The organism is Rhizobium sp. WYCCWR10014, assembly GCF_001657485.1.
Classification (GTDB): domain Bacteria; phylum Pseudomonadota; class Alphaproteobacteria; order Rhizobiales; family Rhizobiaceae; genus Rhizobium.
Genome location: NZ_LXFU01000024.1, coordinates 46135 through 68181, shown reverse-complemented (window position 1 = coordinate 68181; position 22047 = coordinate 46135). Strand labels below are relative to the sequence as shown.

The 22047-nt window shown below is 62.1% G+C and carries 17 protein-coding genes; 2 read left to right on the top strand and 15 right to left on the bottom strand.

The window, feature by feature from the left end:
- The first annotated feature begins 53 nt into the window (after positions 1–53).
- Positions 54–725, top strand: a complete 672-nt coding sequence (locus tag A6U98_RS03270; RefSeq protein WP_064648034.1) for a DsbA family oxidoreductase — start codon at positions 54–56, stop codon at positions 723–725.
- Positions 726–742: 17 nt separating this feature from the next.
- Here A6U98_RS03270 and A6U98_RS03265 read toward each other — a convergent pair whose 3' ends face one another.
- From A6U98_RS03265 to A6U98_RS03255, 3 genes are all read right to left on the bottom strand, one after another.
- On the bottom strand, positions 743–1210 hold the full coding sequence (locus A6U98_RS03265; protein WP_018242003.1) for an OsmC family protein: 468 nt from the start codon (positions 1208–1210) through the stop codon (positions 743–745).
- A gap of 88 nt (positions 1211–1298) precedes the next feature.
- The gene (mfd, locus tag A6U98_RS03260; RefSeq protein WP_064648032.1) at positions 1299–4802 is read right to left on the bottom strand and encodes a transcription-repair coupling factor; all 3504 of its coding nucleotides are present in this window, start codon (positions 4800–4802) and stop codon (positions 1299–1301) included.
- Positions 4799–5104, bottom strand: a complete 306-nt coding sequence (locus tag A6U98_RS03255; RefSeq protein WP_017960426.1) for a succinate dehydrogenase assembly factor 2 — start codon at positions 5102–5104, stop codon at positions 4799–4801. Before A6U98_RS03255 ends, mfd begins: the two co-directional genes overlap by 4 nt.
- A 92-nt stretch (positions 5105–5196) precedes the next feature.
- Here A6U98_RS03255 and recG point away from each other — a divergent pair, with 92 nt between their 5' ends.
- Positions 5197–7302: an ATP-dependent DNA helicase RecG gene (gene recG, locus A6U98_RS03250; RefSeq protein WP_064648299.1), complete on the top strand. Its 2106-nt coding sequence runs from the start codon at positions 5197–5199 to the stop codon at positions 7300–7302.
- Positions 7303–7383: 81 nt separating this feature from the next.
- Here the strand turns inward: recG and A6U98_RS03245 are convergent, their stop codons facing one another.
- The 12 genes from A6U98_RS03245 to A6U98_RS03190 all read right to left on the bottom strand — a co-directional run bounded on the left by A6U98_RS03245 (position 7384) and on the right by A6U98_RS03190 (position 22012).
- Positions 7384–8091 carry a DUF502 domain-containing protein gene (locus A6U98_RS03245; protein ID WP_064648030.1) on the bottom strand — a complete coding sequence of 236 codons (708 nt, stop codon included), beginning with the start codon at positions 8089–8091 and terminating at the stop codon, positions 7384–7386.
- A 135-nt stretch (positions 8092–8226) separates the two neighbouring features.
- Positions 8227–10053, bottom strand: coding sequence for a glutamine--fructose-6-phosphate transaminase (isomerizing) (glmS, locus tag A6U98_RS03240; RefSeq protein WP_064648028.1), 1827 nt, complete (start codon positions 10051–10053; stop codon positions 8227–8229).
- Positions 10054–10162: 109 nt separating this feature from the next.
- The gene (glmU, locus tag A6U98_RS03235) at positions 10163–11524 is read right to left on the bottom strand and encodes a bifunctional UDP-N-acetylglucosamine diphosphorylase/glucosamine-1-phosphate N-acetyltransferase GlmU (RefSeq protein WP_064648025.1); all 1362 of its coding nucleotides are present in this window, start codon (positions 11522–11524) and stop codon (positions 10163–10165) included.
- Positions 11525–11687: 163 nt separating this feature from the next.
- A complete protein-coding gene (locus tag A6U98_RS03230; protein ID WP_064648023.1) occupies positions 11688–12473 on the bottom strand; it encodes a FadR/GntR family transcriptional regulator in 786 nt (261 codons plus the stop codon).
- A 16-nt stretch (positions 12474–12489) separates the two neighbouring features.
- Positions 12490–13458, bottom strand: coding sequence for a galactofuranose ABC transporter, permease protein YjfF (gene yjfF, locus A6U98_RS03225; protein WP_064648021.1), 969 nt, complete (start codon positions 13456–13458; stop codon positions 12490–12492).
- Positions 13455–14468 carry an ABC transporter permease gene (locus tag A6U98_RS03220; protein ID WP_018241994.1) on the bottom strand — a complete coding sequence of 338 codons (1014 nt, stop codon included), beginning with the start codon at positions 14466–14468 and terminating at the stop codon, positions 13455–13457. Before A6U98_RS03220 ends, yjfF begins: the two co-directional genes overlap by 4 nt.
- Positions 14465–15988, bottom strand: coding sequence for a galactofuranose ABC transporter, ATP-binding protein YtfR (gene ytfR, locus A6U98_RS03215; RefSeq protein ID WP_027684735.1), 1524 nt, complete (start codon positions 15986–15988; stop codon positions 14465–14467). Before ytfR ends, A6U98_RS03220 begins: the two co-directional genes overlap by 4 nt.
- Before the next feature lie 229 nt (positions 15989–16217).
- Complete coding sequence (gene ytfQ / locus A6U98_RS03210; RefSeq protein ID WP_003539585.1) at positions 16218–17180, bottom strand: galactofuranose ABC transporter, galactofuranose-binding protein YtfQ; 963 nt, start codon at positions 17178–17180, stop codon at positions 16218–16220.
- A 145-nt stretch (positions 17181–17325) separates the two neighbouring features.
- On the bottom strand, positions 17326–18402 hold the full coding sequence (locus A6U98_RS03205; protein WP_062943246.1) for a BMP family ABC transporter substrate-binding protein: 1077 nt from the start codon (positions 18400–18402) through the stop codon (positions 17326–17328).
- Between the two features lie 49 nt (positions 18403–18451).
- A complete protein-coding gene (locus A6U98_RS03200; RefSeq protein ID WP_064648019.1) occupies positions 18452–19372 on the bottom strand; it encodes an ABC transporter permease in 921 nt (306 codons plus the stop codon).
- Positions 19369–20454, bottom strand: a complete 1086-nt coding sequence (locus tag A6U98_RS03195) for an ABC transporter permease (protein WP_064648017.1) — start codon at positions 20452–20454, stop codon at positions 19369–19371. The genes A6U98_RS03200 and A6U98_RS03195 overlap by 4 nt, the downstream gene beginning before the upstream one ends.
- Positions 20444–22012 (bottom strand): ABC transporter ATP-binding protein, encoded by a 1569-nt coding sequence (locus tag A6U98_RS03190; RefSeq protein WP_064648015.1) that lies wholly within the window; start codon positions 22010–22012, stop codon positions 20444–20446. The genes A6U98_RS03195 and A6U98_RS03190 overlap by 11 nt, the downstream gene beginning before the upstream one ends.
- Positions 22013–22047 lie beyond the last annotated feature (35 nt).

Below are 22047 nucleotides of genomic sequence, written 5' to 3'. Positions count from 1 at the left end.
CCGCCTCGGCTTAAATGTCTCCCTTGGAGACGCACAGAATAAGGAAAATCATCATGGAGCGTATCACCATCGACGTCGTCTCGGATGTCGTCTGCCCCTGGTGCTATCTCGGCAAGGCGCGACTGGAACTCGCCATCGCCGAGGTGCAGGACCAAATCGGCGTCGACATTAACTGGCGGCCGTACCAGCTCAATCCCGACTACCCCAAGGAAGGCGTCGACCAGAAGAAGGCGCTGGCGGAGAAGCTCGGCGGCGAGGAGCGCGTGGCGCAGGCGCACAAGATGCTCTCCGATTACGGCCGCGAAGTCGGCATTGCCTTTAATTTTGAGGCGATCAAGATCGGCCCGAACACGCTCGATGCGCATCGGCTGATCCACTGGGCGATGATCGAAGGCCGCGAGAAGCAGGACAAGGTCGTTGCAGCGCTGTTCAAGGCGAATTTCGAGGAAGGCCACAATGTCGGGGACCATGCGGTGCTGCTCGATATCGCCGAAAAATCAGGCCTCGACCGCTCTGTCATCGCCTCGCTGCTTGCCTCCGATGCCGATAGCAACCTGATCGTCGCCGAGATCAAGGCAGCCCAGGAGATGGGCGTCAACGGCGTGCCATTCTTCATCTTCGACCAGCAATATGCCGTCAGCGGTGCACAGACGCCTGACGTCCTGGCGAACGCGTTGCGCGATATCGCCAAGGCGAAAGCCGAGGCACGATCAGGCCTCAACTGACGTCGACGGCCCCAGCTCTAGCCTAGAACCGGAACACAACGCACCTCGGTCTTCACCGAATTGGCGATGAAACATTCGTCGTGGGCGCGATGATGCAGGCTTTCCAACTCGCTGAGCGAGGGCTGCTTTTCGCCGCTGAAGACGACATGCGGACGCAGGGTCACGACGGTCATGGCAAGACGGCCTTCGGCATTTTTCTCCATGATGCCCTCGGCAGCATCGGTATAGCTGTCGACGCAAAAGCGCTGTTTGGCGGCGATCGACAGGAACCAGAGCATGTGGCAGCTGGAGAGCGAGGCGACGAAAGCCTCCTCCGGATCGACGGCATCCTCGGCCGAATAGGGCAGCGGAACGACATGCGAAGACGAGGATGCCTTCACCTCGATACCGCCGTCGAAGGTCCAGCGGTGGGCACGGCTGTAGCGGTTATCGGTGAAGGTTTCGCCGTTCCGCTGCCAGGCGATCGTTGCGCCGTATGTTCCCATCTCTATCTCCTTTTTCCATGCAATTCCCCGGCAAAATCGCTTCGCGCTTTACCCAGCAAAACCGCGGCACAGTTTTGCTGGAATTGCTCTATTTCGCCAGTTCCGCCAGTTGCGTCATGATAACAGCTGCGCCCTGCAGGCGTTTTTCCGGCGTCGGCAGGTCGCGGGTCAAGAACAGGCTGTGATCGGGGCGGATCTTCGCCATCGTGCCCTGCTTGCCAATATAACCGACGAGGTTTGCCGGGTTGGGGAATTCCTTGTTGCGGAACTGCACGACGACGCCCTTCGGGCCGGCATCGAGCTTTTCGACATTGGCGGTGCGGCAGAGCGATTTGATATAGACGATCTTCAGCAGGTGCTGGACTTCGATCGGCATCGGCCCGAATCGGTCGATCATCTCGGCGCCGAAGCCGTCGATCTCCTTGAGCTCGGTGATTTCGCCGAGACGGCGGTAGAGCGCCATGCGCAGATGCAGGTCGGGCACGTAGCCTTCCGGGATCATCACCGTCGTGCCGACCGAGATCTGCGGCGACCAACCGGTGTCGTGGATCTCGTCGACACCCTTGACCTCGGCGACCGCCTCTTCCAGCATCTGCTGGTAGAGTTCGAAGCCGACCTCCTTGATATGGCCGGACTGCTCCTCGCCGAGCAGGTTGCCGGCGCCGCGGATATCGAGATCGTGGCTCGCCAGCTGGAAACCGGCGCCAAGCGTATCCAGCGACTGCAGCACCTTAAGGCGACGCTCTGCGGTGGCCGTCAGCACCTTGTTGACCGGCAGGGTGAAGAGGGCGAAGGCGCGCACCTTCGAGCGGCCGACGCGGCCGCGCAGCTGATAAAGCTGGGCAAGGCCGAACATGTCGGCACGATGGACGATCAGCGTGTTGGCTGTCGGCACATCGAGACCGGATTCGACGATGGTGGTCGACAGCAGCACGTCGTAGCGGCCTTCATAGAAGGCGTTCATGATGTCTTCGAGTTCGCCGGCCGGCATCTGGCCGTGGGCGACGGCAACCTTCAGCTCCGGCACATCCGATTGCAGGAAGGCATGCACGTCCTCGAGGTCGGCAAGCCTAGGGCAGACATAGAAGCTCTGGCCGCCGCGATAATGCTCGCGCATCAACGTCTCGCGGATGACCAGGCTGTCGAAGGGCGAGATGAAAGTGCGCACGGCCATGCGGTCGACCGGCGGCGTGGTGATCAGCGACAGTTCGCGCACGCCGGTCATGGCAAGCTGCAGCGTGCGCGGGATCGGCGTTGCCGATAGCGTCAGCACATGTACGTCGCTCTTCAGCTCCTTCAGCCGCTCCTTGTGCTTGACGCCGAAATGCTGTTCCTCGTCGATAACGAGCAGGCCGAGATTGGCGAATTTGATGCCGGCGCCGAGCAGCGCATGGGTGCCGACGACAATATCGGTCTTGCCTTCCGCCACCTCCTTCTTGGTCAGCGCCAGCTCCTTAGCGCCGACAAGGCGCGAGGCCTGCTGGATGCGCACCGGCAGACCGCGGAAACGGTCGGAGAAGGTCTTGAAATGCTGGCGGGAAAGCAGCGTCGTCGGCACGACGACAGCGACCTGGGCGCCGTTCATCGCGGCGACGAAGGCGGCGCGCAGCGCCACTTCGGTCTTGCCAAAACCCACGTCGCCGCAGACGAGGCGGTCCATCGGCCGGCCGGCGCCGAGGTCGGAGCGCACCGCCTCGATGGCGTTTTCCTGGTCCTCGGTCTCGTCATAGGGGAAGCGGGCGGCAAATTCGTCGTAGAGGCCTTCCGGCGTCGTCAGCATCGGCGCATGGCGCGTCAAGCGCTCGGCGGCGATGCGGATCAGCGCATCGGCCATGTCGAGCAGGCGCTTCTTGAGCTTGGCCTTGCGCATCTGCCAGGCGCCGCCACCGAGCTTGTCGAGCTGGGCCTCGGTGCCCTCGCCGCCATAGCGCGAAAGCAGATCGATGTTTTCGACCGGCAGGAACAGCTTGGCCTCGTCGGCATATTGCAGTTCGAGGCAGGCATGCGGAGCACCTGCCGCCTCGATGGTCCTCAGCCCTATAAAGCGGCCGATACCATGTTCGGCGTGGACGACGATCGAGCCTTCGTCGAGGCCCGCGACTTCCGAGATGAAATCGGCTGCGCGCTTGCGGCGCTTGGAGCGGCGCACCATGCGGTCGCCGAGGATGTCCTGCTCGCCGATGACGACGAGGTCACCGGCCTCGAAGCCGGCTTCGAGACTGAGCACGGCAGCGGCCGCCTCGCCTCTCGCCAGCGAGCCGACATCCTTAAGCGCCTCGATCGGCTTGACCTTTTCCAGGCCGTGTTCGTTCAGCACCTGTAGCAGGCGCTCCAGCGAACCTTCGGTCCAGGCGGTGACCAGCACTTTGGCGCCGGCGGCGCGGCGGTCGGCAATATGCTTGACGACGACGTCGAAGATATTGATGCGTTCGGCATCGCCTCCGCCTTCGGCGTTCGAGCGGGCCCAGCGCTGGCCCTGACGGGCGTCGACATTGACGACCCGCCGCGCCTCACCCTCATGCTCGTTGAAGGGGCTGATGCGGATCGCGCCGAGCGCGTCGAGTGTTTTGACGAAAAGCTTGCTGTCGAGATAGAGCTGGCCCGGCGTCACCGGCTTGTAAGGCGTGCCCTGCGTCATCTGGCCCTTGGCCGGCTGGCCGGAATTCAGGCGGGCGTCGTAATAATCGAAAACGAGCTTGGAGCGCTCTTCTGCTGCCTCACGCACCGTATGGTCGATGACGATCCGGAAACCGCTGAGATAATCGAAGACGGTATCGAGCTTCTCGTAGAAAAGCGGCAGCCAATGCTCCATGCCGGGGTATCGGCGGCCTTCGGAGACGGCGAGATAGAGCGCGTCGTCGCGGGTGGTCGCGCCGAAAGCGGAGAGGTAATTCTTGCGGAAGCGGCTGATCGTATCCGGCGTCAGCGTCACCTCGCTCATCGGGTTGAGATCAAGCGAGCGCACCTGGCCGGTCGTGCGCTGGCTGGCCGGATCGAAGCTGCGGATCGATTCCAGCGTGTCGCCGAAGAAATCGAGACGGACCGGCTCTTCGGAACCCGGCACGAAGACGTCGAGAATGCCGCCGCGCACGGCATATTCACCGACCTCGCGAACGGTCGCGACCCGCTCGAAGCCATTGCGCTCCAGGCGACCGGCGAGATCGTCCATGCGCAGCTGGTTGCCGGGACGGGCCGAAAAAGTCAGGCTTTCGATGACATCCTGCGGCGCCACCTTCTGCAGCATGGCATTGGCGGTGACGAGCACGATTGCGGCATGCGGCTTCTTGCGATGGGCGATGAGGCCGCCGAGTGCGGCAAGCCGGCGGGCCGAGGTGTCGGCGCTCGGCGAGACGCGGTCATAGGGCAGACAGTCCCAGGCCGGCAGGGTGAGAACCGGAATGTCGGGGGCGACAAAGCCCAGCATCTGCTCGAGATCGGCCATTCGGTGGCCGTCGGACATGACATAGGCGACCGGCTCTCCCGTTCGGGCGAGCTCGGCGAGCAGCAGCGTTTCAAGACCTGCCGGCACATTGCCGATCGTCAGCGGCTCGGCAATGGCCGCAAGCTTCTTCGCATCGAAACCAGGGATCATTCCGGCGTCCTGAGGGGCTTGTCAAAATCGGGCTTATAGGCGGCGATGCGGGCAAACATCGGTGTCTGGAAACGCTCAGGCACCGGCCATGTTCCCATGATCCAGCGGACGAGATCATTGTCCTCTTCCGCCATGATCGTCTCGAACTCGTCGAGTTCGGCTTCCGACAGAGTCGCGACCTCGGCTTCGGCGAACTGGCCGAAGACCAGATCCATCTCGCGGATGCCGCGATGCCAGCAGCGGAAAAGGATTCTGCGGCGGCGCGGGTCGAGACCGGCACTCGTGAGCGTGACACCTGTCATGGCATTACCTTCCTGTTGATGCGCCTCTATAGACCCTGGAAAGCGGCTTGTCAGCCTTGCCAAGGCCGCATTGTTCATCGCATTTTGGCCGCATGCGCCCCGCCATTCTCGATCCTCTGTTTTCCCCCATTTCTGGCCTTCCGGGCGTCGGCCCGAAGATCGCCGACCTGTTGGTCAAGCTGCTCGGGCGCGAGACGCTGGAGGATTGCCGGGTCATCGATCTGCTCTTCCACGCGCCCTTCTCGCTGATCGACCGGCGCAACCAGCCAGGCATCGCCCGCGCGCCGCAGGGGGCGATCGTGACGATCACGGCGCGCGTCGACCGCCACCAGGTGCCGCCGGGCGGCAAAAGCAATATCCCCTACCGCGTCTTCCTGCATGACGAGACCGGCGAGCTGACGCTGGTCTTCTTCCGCGGACAGGCAGCGTGGCTGGAAAAGCAGCTACCTGTTGACGCGGAGGTGACGGTCAGCGGCAAGATCGACTGGTTCAACGGCCGCGCCTCGATGGTGCATCCCGATTATATCGTCAGGGCCGACGAGGCGGAGAGCCTGCCGTTGGTCGAGCCGATCTATCCGCTGACAGCGGGGCTTTCGTCGAAGACGCTCCGCAAGATCATCGACGCCGGCCTGCCGCGCTTTCCCGAGCTGCCGGAATGGATCGACCTGGCCTTGACGGAGAAACAGGGCCTGCCGTCGATCCGCGACAGTTTCCACATGCTGCACGAGCCGTGCGACCCTGGGGATATCGACCCGCAGGCCCCTGCCCGGCGGCGGCTTGCCTATGACGAATTCCTCGCCGGCCAGCTGTCGCTGAGCCTGGTGCGGCAGAGGCTGCGCAAAGTGGCGGGCCAGCCGGTGCATCCGACCGGCGCCATCAGCAGCAAGATCCTGAAGGCCTTGCCCTTCTCGCTCACATCAAGTCAGAACGAGGCGATCGCCGAGGTTTTGAAGGATATGGCCGGCAACGAGCGCATGCTGCGGCTGCTGCAAGGCGATGTCGGTTCCGGCAAGACGCTGGTGGCGCTGATGGCGATGGCGGCGGTGATCGAGAGCGGCGGTCAGGCCGTGCTGATGGCGCCGACCGAAATCCTGGCGCGGCAGCACCACGCGACAGTCTCGAAATTCGCCGCCGCCGCCGGACTCAGCATCGAGGTGCTGACCGGGCGCACCAAGGGACGCGAGCGGGAGGAAATCCTGGAGCGCATCGCCTCGGGTGCTGCCCAGATCATCATCGGCACGCATGCGCTGTTCCAGGACAGTGTCGCCTATGCCAATCTGATGCTTGCCGTCGTCGACGAGCAGCACCGTTTCGGCGTGCATCAGCGCCTGCGGCTGACCGCCAAGGGCCTCTCGCCGCATATGCTTGTCATGACGGCGACGCCGATCCCGCGCACGCTGGTGCTCGCCGCCTTCGGCGATATGGACGTCTCCAAGCTCACAGAAAAACCGGCCGGCCGCAAGCCGATCCAAACGATCACCGTGCCGATGGAACGGACCGGCGAAATCGTCGGCCGACTGCAAAGCGCGATCGCCGAGGGCAAGAAGGCCTATTGGATCTGCCCGCTGGTCGAGGAGTCCGAGGAGCTCGATCTGATGTCGGCCGAGGAGCGGCACGCGACGCTGGTCTCGGCACTCGGCCCGGATGTCGGCCTCATCCACGGCCGCATGAGCGGGCCGGAGAAGGACGCGGCGATGATGGCGTTCAAGAACGGCGAGACCCGGCTGCTCGTCGCCACCACCGTCGTCGAGGTCGGTGTCGACGTGCCGGATGCGACGATCATGGTGATCGAACATGCCGAACGCTTCGGCCTGGCGCAATTGCATCAGTTGCGCGGCCGGGTCGGGCGCGGCGACGAGGCCTCGACCTGCATCCTGCTCTACAAGGGACCACTCGGCGAGACCGGCCATGCCAGGCTCTCGATCATGCGGGAGACGGAGGACGGCTTCCGCATCGCCGAGGAAGACCTGAAGCTGCGCGGTGAAGGCGAATTGCTCGGCACAAGGCAATCCGGCACGCCGGGCTTCCGCATCGCCAGCCTCGAGGCGCATGCCGACCTGCTGGAGATCGCCCGCAAAGATGCGGCTTACCTCATCGAACGGGATCCGGAATTGACCACGGAGAGGGGAGCGGCGATCCGCACCCTGCTCTATCTTTTCCGCCGCGACGAGGCGATCCGTTTTCTCAGGGCTGGATAAAGCGCGCCGCGGCGCGCTTTAAGTCTTTGTTCCATGCATGTCGTTACCCCAAAACCGCTGAACACTTTTGGGCGACATGCATCAATCCGCTTTGGAAACCGCGACTGGCTTAGGCCGCGGCAAATGCTTCTGCTTGGGATCGGCCGGCTTGTGTTCGGGCGCCACAAGCCCGCCCGAAATCAGGAACTTGGCGGCGTCTTCCGGCGACATGTCGAGCATGACGATCTTCTCGCGCGGCACGAAGATGAGGAAGCCGGCTGTCGGCACCGGCGTCGGCGGCAGGAAGACGGCGACCATGTCCTGGCCCATGGCATCGAACTTCGAAGCGATTTCGCCCTTGGCGTCGGTGGCGATGAAGATCAGTGCCCAGAGGCCGGGACCCGGATATTCGATGAGGCCAACCTTCTTGAAGGAGTTCGCCTGTTCCTTCAGCACGGTTTCGAAAATCTGTTTCACGCTTCTGTAGATCGTGCGCACCAGCGGCATGCGCTGAACGATCGATTCGCCGAACCGAACGATGCTCTGGCCGATGAGGTTCTTGCCGAGAAAGCCGACGACGGTGATCAGCACGACGGCGATCAGCAGGCCGAAGCCGGGAATGGCAAAATTGAGATAGCTTTCCGGATTCCAGCGCGCCGGAATATAGGGCCGGACCCAGCTGTCCGACCAGTGGATGAAGGTCCAGGTCAGCCAGATGGTAATCGCGATCGGCGCGCAGATGATCAGCCCTGCGAGAAAATTATTCCTCAGCCGCGTCGCGACCGGCATTCTGGGGGTGTTGTCGGACATCGTTTCCTGATGATCTCCATCTCAGTCGTGGACAGGCCGGTACGCCGGCCCTTCCCCCTTGTCCGCCGACCAAAATTGCCAGAATTCGGGGTCCCGCACAATATGTTTCGAAGCGAAGGTCGCGGCGTTACAGGCTTATTCCACGGTCACTGATTTCGCCAGGTTGCGCGGCTGGTCGACATCGGTGCCCATGAAAACGGCGGTGTGATAGGCGAGCAGCTGGATCGGCAGCGAGAAGATCATCGGCGCGATGATTTCGTCGACCACAGGCAGGGTAATCGTCGCCATGGTCGGCAGTTTCGAGGCGGCTGCACCCGCCTCGTCCGTAATGAAGATGATGCGGCCGCCGCGGGCTGCCACCTCCTGCATGTTCGAGACGGTCTTTTCGAAGAAACGGTCGTACGGGGCGATGACGATGACAGGCATGTTCTCGTCGATCAGCGCGATCGGTCCGTGCTTCAATTCGCCGGCGGCGTAACCTTCGGCGTGGATATAGGAAATTTCCTTGAGCTTCAGCGCGCCTTCCATGGCAAGCGGGAAGCTGGTGCCGCGGCCGAGATAGAGCACGTCCTTGCACTTCGACAGCTCGCGCGACAGGCTTTCCATCTGCGGCTGGATAAGGTTCAGCACGCGGCTCATGATGCGCGGCATTTCGGCGAGATGGCGCACCAGCGACCTCTCCTCGTCAGCACTCACCGTGCCGCGCGCCTTGCCGGCGCCGATCGCCAGCGCTGCCAACACGGCAAGCTGGCAGGTGAAGGCCTTGGTCGAGGCGACGCCGATTTCGGGCCCGGCCATGATCGGGAAGACGGCGTCGGATTCGCGCGCGATCGTCGATTCGCGGACATTGACGACGGCGCCGATCTTCAGCCCGTTGTCGCGGCAATAGCGCAAGCATGCCAGCGTGTCGGCGGTCTCGCCGGACTGCGAGATGAAGAGCGCTGCCTGCGACGGCGACAGCGGCATTTCGCGATAACGGAATTCGGAGGCGACGTCGATTTCAACAGGCAGGCGGGCATATCGCTCGAACCAGTATTTGCCGACGAGGCCGGCGAGATAGGCAGTACCGCAGGCCGAGATCGCAAGTCCGGTCGCTGCCTTGAAGTCGATCGCAGCGGCATTGGCGCCGATCGTGTTCTCGGCGAAATCGACATAGTGGCTGAGCGCGTGGGAGATCACCTCCGGCTGCTCGTAGATTTCCTTTTCCATGAAATGGCGGTGGTTGCCCTTGTCGACGACATAGGCGGTCGCCTGCGAGATCTGGCGGGCGCGTTTGACGGGCTTGCCGGCGAAATCGAGCACGGCGACACCGTCCCGGGTGAGGACGGCGAAATCGCCGTCGACGAGATAGGTGATCTCGTTGGTGAAGGGCGAAAGCGCAATCGCGTCCGAGCCGAGGAACATCTCGCCGCGGCCATAGCCGACGGCAAGCGGCGGTCCGGAACGGGCGGCCATGATCGTGCCGGGATGAGCCTTGAGCATAACGGCGAGCGCATAGGCGCCGGTCACCCGGTTCAGCATCTTCAGCATGGCGTCGCGCGGCTCGAGGCCCTCGCGCAGGTATTTCGCCATCAGATGGGCGACTACCTCGGTGTCGGTCTGGGTTTCGAAGACCGAACCCTCTTCGGTCAGTTCGTCGCGAAGCTCGGAGAAATTCTCGATGATGCCGTTATGAACGACGGCGACGCCTTCGACGAAATGCGGATGGGCATTGGTTTCGTTCGGAACGCCATGGGTCGCCCAGCGCGTGTGGGCGATGCCTGTCGTGCCGGGCAGCGGTTCGCTGTCGAGGCGCTTTTCCAGATTGAACAGCTTGCCCTCGGCGCGGCGGCGATCCATCACGCCGTCATGAATGGTGGCGACGCCGGCGGAATCGTAACCGCGATATTCGAGACGCTTCAGCGCATCGACCAGGCGCCCGGCAACAGGCGCAGTTCCGACGATCCCCACAATGCCGCACATGCAATATCCCCACTCGGTCTCAACAATGAGGCCAGTCCTAACGATTCCTGCTTATTTCTCAATCACCTCGGCGGTCACTTTCAATTTCCGCCGGTTACGCAAGGCAGCCTCAAGCCTTCGCCTTCTTCGCCGCCTTGATGGCGAGCGCGCGTTCGCGCAGCAGCGTCGCGCGGCCGGGCTTGATCTCCTGGCGAGCACGGCCGAGCGCCAGTGCATCGGCCGGAACATTGGCGGTGATGACGCTGCCAGAGGCGATATAGGCGCCGTCGCCGATCGTCACCGGCGCGACCAGCGAGGAGTTGGAACCGATGAAGGCGTTTTCGCCGATCACCGTCTCGCTCTTGTTGACGCCGTCATAGTTGCAGGTGATCGTGCCGGCGCCAATATTGCTGCCGGCGCCGATGACGGCATCGCCGATGTAAGTCAGGTGGTTGACCTTGGCGCCCTCGCCGAGCCGGCCGTTCTTGACCTCGCAGAAATTGCCGACCTTGGCGCCGCTGGCGAGATCGGCACCTGGCCGCAGCCGGGCGAAGGGGCCGACGGTGGCGCCCTGGCTGACATGGGCGCCTTCGATATGCGAGAAAGCATGAATGACGGCGCCGCTGTCGATCACCGCGCCGGGACCGAAGACGACGTTCGGCTCAATCAGCGCATCCTGGCCGATGACGGTGTCGTAGGACAGAAAGACCGTTTCCGGCGCGATCATGGTGACGCCTGAAAGCATCATCTGGTGGCGGCGGCGCTCCTGCCAGAAACGCTCGATGACGGCGAGTTCGGCACGGGTGTTGCAGCCGGTCATCTCGATCTCGGGAGCATCGACGGCGGTGACGCGTCCGCCGAGCGAACGGGCGATCTCGACGAGATCGGTCAGATAGAATTCGCCCTTGGCATTGGCATTGCCGATGCGCGTGAGAAGATCGAGCGCCTTTCTGCCGTTGATCGCCATCAGTCCGCTGTTGCACCAGGTGACGGTGCGCTCGGCATCGGTCGCATCTTTCTCCTCGCGAATGGCGATGAGTTCGCCGTCCTTGACGAGCAGGCGGCCATAGCCGGTCGGGCGGTCGGTGTGGAAACCGATGACGACGACATCGCTGCCATCGGCAAGGCCCTGGCGGGCGGCTTTGAGCGGTCCGTCGGTTTGGAGCGGCACGTCGCCATAGGTGACGAGGATATCGTCATAACCCTTGGCGATCGCGTCGCGCGCCGCCAGCACCGCGTGGCCGGTGCCGAGGCGTTCCTTCTGCAGATAGGATTCGATGCCGACGCCGTCGATGCTTGCGGCCTTGGCCACGTCCTCGGCGTCACGGCCGACGACAAGGGCGACGGACGAGATGCCGGCGGAGGCGACCGCCTCGACCACGTGGGCGATCATCGGCCGTCCGGCGACCGGATGCAGGACCTTCGATTTCGAGGATTTCATCCGCGTGCTGTCACCGGCGGCAAGGATGACGGCAAGACAAGTGCGTTCCATGATTTGCTCCGCGAATCCGCGCCATGAGGCGGCTTTATCGCCTCATACTGCAAAATTCCCTAAATCGGAATCGATTTGAGGATAAATTATGCAGCCATTCAAAGTGCTGCAGCATCCTTTGCTGCTCTTGAAAAGACGCGCGACGCTGTCGATAAGCAAGCCTTCACAAAGGTGAAATTGCGGCCGAAATTGGTCCTAAGACGGCCTCAGAACCGCGGGCTACGAAGGCTTCATGCACATGATGGCGGCCGTCCAGGATGACGTCCTCCATCGCGCGGCGCGCAGCGCTGCTATCGCCGGAAACGATCCCATCGACGATGCGCATATGGGTGTCGGCGATATTGGCGAAGCCGTTTTCGGTTGGCGGCGTGCTTATGCGGAACATGCCGACGAGAGCCGCTTCAATCAGGCTGCCCAGTGTCCGCATGAAGGGATTGTGCGAGGCTTCCGCGATCGCGAGGTGAAAACGAAGGTCGGCGAGCGCCAGACTGTCGGCCGTATGACCGGCCGCCGCCATCTCGAGCGCCAACTCGCGCAGCGTCTCGATCTCCTCGGCATTCGCCCGCTCGGCGACGAGACCGGCGGCGAAGGGTTCGAAGGCGAGACGAATATCGTAGAGCTGCAGCAGGAATTCTTCCGTCACGCCATTGTCGAAGTGCCAGGCGATAATCTCGCTGTCGAACATGTTCCAGAGGTTCTTTTCGGTCACCCGCGTGCCGACTCGCGCCTTGGCGACGACCATGCCCTTGGCGGCAAGCGTCTTCATCGTCTCACGCAAGACGGTGCGGGACACTTTGAAGCGTTGCGCCAGTTCCGTATCGCCTGGCAGGATCGAGCCAACGGGATAGGTGCCGGCGACGATCGCCTTGCCGAGTTCGTCGACGACCTGGGCATGGCTCGTCCGGGTTCTGCGCCCCGTCTTGCGTGTCTCGTCCAATTTGTAGCGCAAGCGATCCGTCTCCCCCTCAGGCGTACCTCTTGTTCAGACTGGAAACGAACAGGATGGCTTTCTGCATCAGAATGAATGCAAATAGCAGAAGGCCAATCAGGATCTTGGTCCACCAGCTCGACAGCGTGCCGTCGAAGGTGATGTAAGTCTGAATGAGCCCCTGGATCAGGATACCGATCAAGGTTCCCGCCACGAATCCCGCTCCTCCGGTCAGCAGCGTCCCCCCAATGACCACCGCCGCGATGGCATCGAGTTCGACGCCGACTGCTGCAAGAGAATATCCGGCAGAGGTGTACAGCGAAAAAACGATCCCGGATAGGCCCGCGAGAAAGCCCGACAGCGCATAGATCTGGATTGTCGTGCGGCCGACAGGCACACCCATCAGCCGGGCCGTCTGCGTGCCGCCGCCGAGTGCATAGACGTTGGTGCCGAAGCGGGTGCGCTGGGCGATGAAGATGCCGACGGCAAAGACCAGAAGCATGATACCGCCGATCAGCGTCAGCCGCCCGCCGCCGGGCAGACGGTAATAGAGGCTCGTCAGCGTCGAATAATATTCGTGGTTGATCGGGATGCTGTCGATCGAGAGCACGAAGGCCATGCCGCGCGCCAGGAACATGCCGGCAAGCGTGACGATGAAAGCCGGCATTTCGAGATAATGGATGATCGCGCCCATTATACCGCCAAAGGCAGTCGTGATGACGAGCACGATCGCAAAGGCGAGCAGCGGATGAATCGAGGTGTTCTGCAGGATCACCGCGAGGAACACGCCGGTAAAGGCGATGACCGAGCCGATCGACAGATCGATGCCGCCCGAAATGATGACGAAGGTCATGCCGACGGCGGCGATGCCGAGAAAGGCATTGTCGGTCAAAAGATTGCCGATGACACGCGTCGACAGAATGTTCGGATATTGCAGCGCGCATCCCGCGTAGGCGAGCACGAAAATGACGATGGTCGCAAGCAGCGGCAGGTATTTGGAGTTCATTTCGGCTGCTCCCTACCGCCCTGCCGGCGGCTGGCGAAGATGGCGAGCGATTGTACCGCCGGCGACTGGATGACGAGGATGACGATAATGATGACGGCCTTGATGATCAGGTTGAATTCAGGTGGGAAGCCAGCGGACAGGATGCCTGTGTTCACCGCCTGGATGATCATCGCGCCGATCAGCGATCCGAGAATGCTGAAGCGGCCGCCGAGCAGCGAATTGCCGCCGACGACGACGGCGAGGATCGCGTCGAGTTCCAGCCATAAGCCGGCATTGTTAGCATCGGCGCCCTTGATGTCGGCTGCGACGATGATGCCTGCAATCGAGGCGCAGATCCCACTCAGCATATAGACCGCCATCAGCAGCACCGGCGTTTGAATGCCGGAGAGCGTGCTGGCGCGGCGATTGATGCCGACGGCCTCGATCAGCATGCCGAGCGCCGTGCGGCGGACGAGCAGGATGACCAGCAGGCCGACGAGAAGCCAGATAACGACAGGCATCGGCAGAAGCAGCAGCGAACCGCTGCCGAAGAAGGTGAGCCCATCATCGTTGAAGGTCAGGATGGCGCCTTCGGTGATCAGCTGGGCGATGCCACGGCCGGCCACCATCAGCACCAGCGTCGCGATGATCGGCTGGATATTGAGGACCGCCACCAGGAAACCGTTCCAGACGCCGCAGGCAAGCCCGATCGCAAGTGTCAGGATAATGGTGTAGGCAACTGAATTTCCTGAGACAATCGACGAGGCGGCGACGGCTCCGCAGATCGCGATGACCGCACCGACGGATAGGTCGATGCCCTTGGTGGCGATGACCAGCGTCATGCCGATCGCCAGCAGCGCCACCGGCGCGCCGCGGTTCAGCACATCGATCAGGCTGCCATAGAGCCGGCCATTCTGAACCACAACATTAAAAAACTGCGGTGACGTGATGAAATTCAACAAAAGAATGACAACGAGTGCGATCAATTGCGGCGCCAGGCGATAGGCCAGCGCTTTCACGGAGGACCTCATGCATCCTCCATCTTGTGTTCGGCGGCGGCAATGGCTTCGACGATGCCGGCAGCGGTGATGCGCTCGCCTGTCAGTTCGGCGATATGCTGTCTGTCGCGAAGTACGATGACACGTGAACTATAGGCGACAAGCTCTTCAAGTTCCGAGGAAATCACGATCAGCGACATGCCGCCGGCACAGAGTTCTTCGATGAGCCGGATGATCTCGGCATGGGCACCGACATCGATGCCGCGGGTCGGCTCGTCGAGGATCAGAAACTTCGGATTGGTCGCCAGCCAGCGGGCGAGGATCGCCTTTTGCTGATTGCCGCCGGAGAGCAGCCGGATCGGTTTTTCGCGATCGGTAGTGCGGATATCGAGCGCCTTGATGTAGCGGTCGGCGAGCGTATTCTGCTCGGCGCGCGAGAGCGGCCGCGTCCAGCCGCGGCGTGCCTGCAGCGCCAGTGCGATGTTCTCCCTGATCGACAGGTCGCCGATGATGCCATCGGTCTTGCGATCCTCGGGGCAGAAGCCGAAACCCTTTGCGATCGCGGCGCGCGGGCTCGAAAGCGTGACCGGCTGGCCGTCGATCGTGGCGCTGCCGCTGTCGGCATGCTCGATGCCGAAAAGTAGTTCGGCGGTTTCGGTGCGGCCGGAGCCGAGCAGACCGGCAACGCCGACCACCTCTCCGGCGCGCACCTCAAGGTCGAATGGTTTGACCTTGCCGCGTTTGCCGTAGCCTGCAAAATGATATCGGACGTCGCCGGCCGCAAGGCTGCGTTCCCTGACCGTCTCCTCGACATGGGCCAGTTCGCGACCGAGCATCATGGCGATCAGGCCCTGGCGCGGCAGATCGGCGACGTCGCGGGTGCCGACGAGCTTGCCGTTGCGCAGCACGGTGATACGATCGCTGATCGCATAGACCTGCTCGAGAAAATGGGTGATGAAGACGATGCCCAGGCCGCGCTTCTTCAGATCTTCGATGATGCGGAAGAGCAGCGCCACTTCCTGATTGTCGAGGCTCGCCGTGGGCTCGTCGAGGATCAGCACCTTGCCGGAAAGATCAACGGCACGGGCGATGGCAACCACCTGCTGGACAGCGACGGAGAAACGGCCAAGTTCGGCGGTAACGTCGATATCGACGCCATAGCCGGCGAGCAGATCGCGCGCCTTGCGGTTCATCGAACGCACGTCGGTCATGCCGAAACGCCTTGGCTGGCGTCCGAGAAAGAGGTTTTCGGCGACGCTCAGATTGGAAAGGAGATTGACCTCCTGGTAAACCGTGCCGATTCCCAGCTTCTGGGCGGCGAGCGTATTGGCCGGATTGATTTCCTGGCCGTCCAGCGTCAGGCTGCCCTCGTCACGATGATAGGCGCCGGTGATGCACTTGATCAGCGTCGACTTGCCGGCACCGTTCTCGCCCAGCAATGCGTGCACCTCGCCTCTGCGGAGCGTGAAATCGACCTTATCCAGCGCCACTGCGCCGGGAAAGAATTTCGATATTCCAGAGGCCGCGAGAACGTTCTCGAAATCGTGAATCATAAGGGTCTGTTTTCCTGATATTGACGGCAAAAGCCGCGCCGCGGCCGGACATGACGTCCCAAGGCGGCAAAGGCAGTTCCGCACCGGTCCATGACGGGCCGGTGCGGTTCTACAGCGCCGCCTCGTCTTTTGAGACGCATAAGGACGCTGTAGCGCTTTGAATTGCTGCATGATTTTATCCGGAAATCGAATTCCGATTTCAGGAATTATGCAGCGGCGTCACATCAGATCAGTAGCCCTGACCCTTCTTCTCTTCGTAGACCTTCATCGGCTCGTCGGCCGGCGTGTAGAGCTTCGACTCGGTCTGGATCCACTTCGCCGGAGCCTTCTTGTCCTTCAGATAGGCTTCGAGCGCATCGAAGGCCGGACCTGCCATATTCGGCGTCAGCTCGACCGTGGCATTGGCCTCGCCTTCGGACATGGCCTTGAAGATATCGGGCACGGCGTCGATGGAGACGACGAGGATATCCTTGCCTGGCTTCAGGCCGGCTTCCTTGATCGCCTGGATAGCGCCGACGGCCATGTCGTCGTTATGGGCGTAGAGAGCGCAGATATCCTTGCCGCCATTCTCCGCCTTCAGGAAGCTTTCCATGACTTCCTTGCCCTTGGTGCGGGTGAAGTCACCGGTCTGGCTGCGAACGATCTTGAGGTTGTCGTGGCCGGCAAGGGCCTCTTCGAAGCCCTTCTTGCGAGCGATGGCCGGCGACGAGCCGGTGGTGCCCTGAAGTTCAACGACATTGCACTTCTTGTCGCCCACGGTCTTGACCAGGAAGTCGCCTGCGACCTTGCCTTCGTGGACCAGGTCCGACGTCACTGCCGTCAGGTAGAGATCGTCGGGAGCCTTGATGGTACGGTCGAGAAGAATGACCGGGATTTCGGCTTCCTTGGCTTCCTTGAGAACGTCGTCCCAGCCGGTTTCGACGACCGGAGCAATGAGAATGGCATCGACGCCCTGAGCAATGAAGGAGCGCAGTGCCTTGATCTGGTTTTCCTGCTTCTGCTGCGCATCGGCAAACTTCAGATCGATGCCGCGCTTCTTGGCCTGCTCCTTGGTCACGGTCGTTTCAGCCGCACGCCAGCCCGATTCCGAGCCGATCTGCGAGAAGCCGACAGTGAGGCCGGCGGCCGAAGCCGAACCGAACATGCAGGCAGCCAGAATCGTGGCACTCAAAAGTGCAGTCTTCAATTTCATGATTTCCTCCCAATGCCGCATCTCGCGGCGCAGGGTCAAAAAATCATATAGTATTACTTTTGTAAATCGGAATCTTGGGATGCATTGCAGCAAAAAAAGAGCGCCCACAGGGGCGCTCTTCGCATCTGCGAGATAGCTTGCGGGATTATTTACCCGGCAGCTTATCGTCCACACCTTCGACATAGAAGTTCATGCCGAGCAGCGTGCCGTCATCGGCCTTCTCGCCGGCCTTCAACCAGGGCGTGCCGTCCTGCTTGTTGATCGGGCCGGTGAAGGGATGCAGTTCGCCTGATTTGATCTTGGCTTCGGTCTCTTCGGCGAGTTTCTTCACGTCGTCGGGCATGTTGGTATAGGGCGCCATCGTCAAGATGCCGTCCTTGAGGCCGTCCCAGCTCTGCTCTGACTTCCAGGTGCCGTCGAGAAGCGCCTTGACGCGCTTGACGTAATAATTGCCCCAGGTGTCGATGATCGCGGTCAGCTGGACGTTCGGACCAGCCTTGATCATGTCGGAAGCCTGGCCGAAGGCCTTGACGCCGCGCTGCTCGGCGACCTGCATTGGAGCAGTCGTGTCCGTGTGCTGCGTAAGGATATCGACGCCCTGGTCGATCAGCGCCTTGGCGGCATCGGCTTCCTTGCCCGGGTCGAACCAGGTGTTGACCCAGATAACCTTCATCTTGAAGTTCGGATTGACCGACTTGGCGCCAGTTTCGAAGGCATTGATGCCCATCACCACCTCGGGGATCGGGAAGGAGGCGATATAGCCGGCCGTGCCGGTTTTCGAGAGCTTGCCGGCGATAATGCCACTGATGTAGCGGCCTTCATAAAAGCGGGAATTGTAGGTCGCGACATTGTCGGCGGCCTTGAAGCCTGTCGCATGCTCGAACTTCACTTTCGGGAACTTCTTGGCGACGGCAATAGTCGGGTCCATGAAACCGAAGGACGTGGTGAAAATCAGCGAGCAACCGGAGCGGGCCATGCGCTCGATGGCGCGTTCGGCATCCGGGCCTTCCGGAACGCTTTCGAGGTAGGGCGTCTCGATCTTGTCGCCGAATTCCTTCTCGACTTGGAGGCGGCCGTTCTCATGGGCCTGCGTCCAGCCACCGTCGGTGCGGGTGCCGACATAAACGAAGCAGACCTTGGTTTTGTCAGCCGCCTCGGCGGCCGAACCGATGCTCAAAACGAGGGCAGCTGTCGCTGCGAGAGCAAGTGCAAGTTTTTTCATATTGATCCCTGTTGGTTGGAAGTTTCGAAACCCGTCTTGTTATTGTTGCTCACCGGTCCGGCACGAAGGCTTTGCCGAGCGAGGCCGGCGTATTGATCAACGTCGTGCGCCGATTATGCGAGATGATGATGAGGACCACAACCGTCGCCGCATAGGGCAGCATCGAGAGGAACTGCGAGGGAATGCCGATGCCGAAGGCCTGCGCGTGCAGTTGCAGGATCGTTACCGCCCCAAAGAGATAACCGCCGGCCAGCAGGCGCCAAGGCCGCCAGGAGGAGAAGACGACGAGCGCCAGCGCGATCCAGCCGCGCCCGCCGGACATGTTCTCTGTCCATTGCGGCGTATAGATCAGCGACAGCTGCGCGCCAGCAAGGCCGGCGCAGGCGCCGCCGAACATCACGGCGAGGTAGCGCATGCGGATGACATCGATACCGAGCGCATGCGCCGAGGCGTGATTATCGCCAATGGCACGAATCTTCAAGCCGGTGCGACTCTTGAAGAGGAACCAGTTGACGGCGATAACGAGCAGGATCGACAGGTAGAAGATCAGATCCTGCTTGAAGAGGACCGTTCCGACATAGGGAATGGCGGAAAGCACCGGGATTTCGATCGGCAGCAGCCGGACGCCGGGCGCGCCGACAAAGGCCTCGCCGAGCATGCCGGAGGCGCCAAGGCCAAGGATCGTCAGCGCAAGGCCTGTCGCCACCTGATTAGCGACGAGCGTCAACGTCAGGAAGGCGAAGAACAGCGAAAACAGCGCGCCGCTGACGACGCCGCCGACAATGCCGATATAGGCCGAGCCGGTGAGCTGTGCCGCGGCAAAGGCACCGACCGCGCCCATGATCATCATGCCTTCGACACCGAGATTGAGAACGCCGGAGCGCTCGGTCACGAGTTCACCAAGTGCGGCGATGACGAGCGGTGTGGAGGCGGTGATGACGGTCAGCAGAATGGCTTCGAAGATGCTCATGCCGCCCTGCCCCTTACCCGCGACCAGACCAGGCGGATTTTGTAATAGATCAGCGTATCGCAGGACAGCACGAAGAAGAGCAGCAGGCCCTGGAAGACGCGGGTGACCTTGTCGGAAACGCCGAGCGAAAGCTGGGCTGCCTCGCCGCCAAGATAGGTCAACGCCAGCACCAGGCCCGATGCGATGATGCCAAGAGGATTGAGGCGGCCGAGGAAGGCGACGATGATGGCGGTGAAGCCGTAGCCCGGCGAGATCGCCGGCTGCAAATGGCCGATCGAGCCGGAAACCTCGCTGATGCCGGCAAGGCCGGCAAGAGCGCCCGAGAAGAGAAAGCTGAACCAGATCATCTTCTTCGACGAGAAGCCGGCAAAGCGCCCTGCCCGCTCCGATTGGCCGAGCACAACGATCTCGAAGCCTTTCAGCGTATAGCGCAGCATGAACCAGGCACCGATTGCGGCGACAATGGCGAAGACGAAGGCCCAATGGGCGCGGCCCGACTCTTCCCAGATCGCCGGCAGTACCGCTTCCGGTGCAAAATCCAGCGAAACAGGAAAATTGAAACCCTTCGGATCGCGCCAGGCGCCGCGGATCAGCCAGTCGAGGAAAAGCTGGGCGATATAGACCAGCATTAGCGATGTCAGGATCTCATTGGTATTGAAATGCGCCTTCAGCAGCGCCGGAATGGCGGCGAAGAGCGCACCGCCGAGCGCACCAAGAACCAGCATCAGCGGCAGCACGAGCGGCGAATGCCAGTCGTAGAAGACGATCGGCAGATAGGAGCCGGTGATGGCGCCGATGGTGAACTGGCCTTCGGCGCCGATATTCCAGTTGTTCGAGCGATAACAGACGGCCAGGCCGACGGCGATCAGGATCAGGGGCGCGGCCTTGATCGCCAGTTCGTGCAGCGACCAGACCTCGAGCAGCGGCTCGATGAAGAAGGCTTCCAGTGCGGCGATCGGGTCCTTGCCGAGCATGGCGAACATGATGGCGCCGAACACCAGCGTCAGAAAAAGGGCAAGCAGCGGCGAGACGAAGGCGAAAAGCTTCGAGACGTCGGGGCGTTTTTCGAGTTCAATGCGCATGGGGCGCCTCCGGAGCAGAGCTGCTCTCGTGAAGGCCGCCCATCAGCAAGCCGATCCTTTCCCGCGTCAGTTCGCCGGCCGGGAACGGGCGGGAGAGACGGCCTTCGCAGATGACGGCAATATCGGTCGCCACTTCGAAGATCTCGTCTAGATCCTGGCTGATGACGACGACAGCCGACCCGCTTCTTGCGAGATCCACGAGCGCCTGGCGAATGCGGCTTGCAGCCCCGGCATCGACGCCCCAGGTCGGCTGGTTGACGACGAGCACCGCCGGCTGGCGGTCGAGCTCGCGGCCAACGATGAACTTCTGCAGGTTCCCGCCGGACAGCGAGCCGGCGGCCGGATCATCGCCGCTCTTGCGGACATCCATCGCCTCGGAAATGCGCCTTGCGGCAGATTTCACCGCTGCGTGGCGGATGATGCCGAGCAGGCCCAGAAACGCCTTGCGGTCCGACTGGTTGCGGGCAAGGACGAGATTGTCGGACAGTTTCATGGCGGAGACGGCGGCATGGCCGTGGCGCTCCTCCGGCACGAAGCCGGCGCCGAGGAGACGGCGGGCGGTAATACCCTGATTGCCGATCGGCTTTTTGCGGATGACGATCGCCTCGGCCGAGGCGACCGGATATTCGCCCGACAGTGCGTCGAAGAGCTCGCTTTGCCCGTTGCCCGCAACGCCGGCAATGGCGAGGATCTCGCCCGAGCGCACCGCCATCGACACATCGCGCAGCGGCATGGCAAAGGGGGTGCGCGCGGTGACGGAAAGATTGGCGACGGCAAGCTGGACCTCGCCCTTGTCGCTGCGCTCCGGATGCGTCACGGTCGCCACCTCGCTGCCGACCATCATGCGGGCGAGCGAGGCAGGCGTTTCCTGCTTCGGATCGCAGGCGCCGGTCACACGGCCATGGCGCAGCACGGTGGCGCGATCGCAGATGCGCTGCACCTCCTCCAGGCGGTGGCTGATATAGAGAACCGAACGCCCCTCGGCGCGCAGTTTGAACAGCGTCTCGAACAGCCTGTCGGCTTCCTGCGGCGTCAGCACCGAGGTCGGCTCGTCGAGGATGATGAGCTTCGGGTTCTGCAGCAGCGCGCGGACGATCTCGATGCGCTGGCGCTCGCCGACCGAGAGATCGGCGACATGGGCATGCGGATCGAGCGGCAGGCCGTAGGCGATGGACAGCGCCCTCGCCTCTTCGGCGATTTTGTCAATCGGGATGGCGTGATCGAGCGACAGCGCGATGTTTTCGGCAACCGTCAGCGCCTCGAACAGCGAAAAATGCTGGAAGACCATGCCGATGCCGAGCTTGCGGGCCTCCCCTGGCGATGCGATCGCAACCGGCTGGCCCTGCCAGAGGATATGCCCGCCTGTCGGCTCGAGAACGCCGAACAGCATCTTCACCAGGGTGGATTTGCCTGCACCATTTTCGCCGAGAAGCGCATGAATTTCGCCCGGCGCGATATCGAGATCGATTTCATTGCAGGCTGCAAAGCTTCCGAAGAACTTCGTCAGCTTCTGGACCGATAATAACGCACCGGAATCCGGCACATTCAATGGCGACACGTTCCCCTCATTTCTTCTGCCAACCGGTCCGTTCG

Coding starts and splice junctions, on each gene's coding strand:
- A6U98_RS03270 (WP_064648034.1), top strand. CDS start 54: ATGGAGCGTATCACCATCGACGTCGTCTCGGATGTCGTCTGCCCCTGG.
- A6U98_RS03220 (WP_018241994.1), bottom strand. CDS start 14,468: ATGAGGTCCTCCGTGAAAGCGCTGGCCTATCGCCTGGCGCCGCAATTG.
- recG (WP_064648299.1), top strand. CDS start 5,197: ATGCGCCCCGCCATTCTCGATCCTCTGTTTTCCCCCATTTCTGGCCTT.
- A6U98_RS03245 (WP_064648030.1), bottom strand. CDS start 8,091: ATGTCCGACAACACCCCCAGAATGCCGGTCGCGACGCGGCTGAGGAAT.
- A6U98_RS03200 (WP_064648019.1), bottom strand. CDS start 19,372: ATGAGCATCTTCGAAGCCATTCTGCTGACCGTCATCACCGCCTCCACA.
- A6U98_RS03255 (WP_017960426.1), bottom strand. CDS start 5,104: ATGACAGGTGTCACGCTCACGAGTGCCGGTCTCGACCCGCGCCGCCGC.
- ytfR (WP_027684735.1), bottom strand. CDS start 15,988: ATGATTCACGATTTCGAGAACGTTCTCGCGGCCTCTGGAATATCGAAA.
- yjfF (WP_064648021.1), bottom strand. CDS start 13,458: ATGAACTCCAAATACCTGCCGCTGCTTGCGACCATCGTCATTTTCGTG.
- glmU (WP_064648025.1), bottom strand. CDS start 11,524: ATGGAACGCACTTGTCTTGCCGTCATCCTTGCCGCCGGTGACAGCACG.
- mfd (WP_064648032.1), bottom strand. CDS start 4,802: ATGATCCCTGGTTTCGATGCGAAGAAGCTTGCGGCCATTGCCGAGCCG.
- ytfQ (WP_003539585.1), bottom strand. CDS start 17,180: ATGAAATTGAAGACTGCACTTTTGAGTGCCACGATTCTGGCTGCCTGC.
- glmS (WP_064648028.1), bottom strand. CDS start 10,053: ATGTGCGGCATTGTGGGGATCGTCGGAACTGCGCCTGTTGCCGGGCGC.
- A6U98_RS03205 (WP_062943246.1), bottom strand. CDS start 18,402: ATGAAAAAACTTGCACTTGCTCTCGCAGCGACAGCTGCCCTCGTTTTG.
- A6U98_RS03265 (WP_018242003.1), bottom strand. CDS start 1,210: ATGGGAACATACGGCGCAACGATCGCCTGGCAGCGGAACGGCGAAACC.
- A6U98_RS03195 (WP_064648017.1), bottom strand. CDS start 20,454: ATGCGCATTGAACTCGAAAAACGCCCCGACGTCTCGAAGCTTTTCGCC.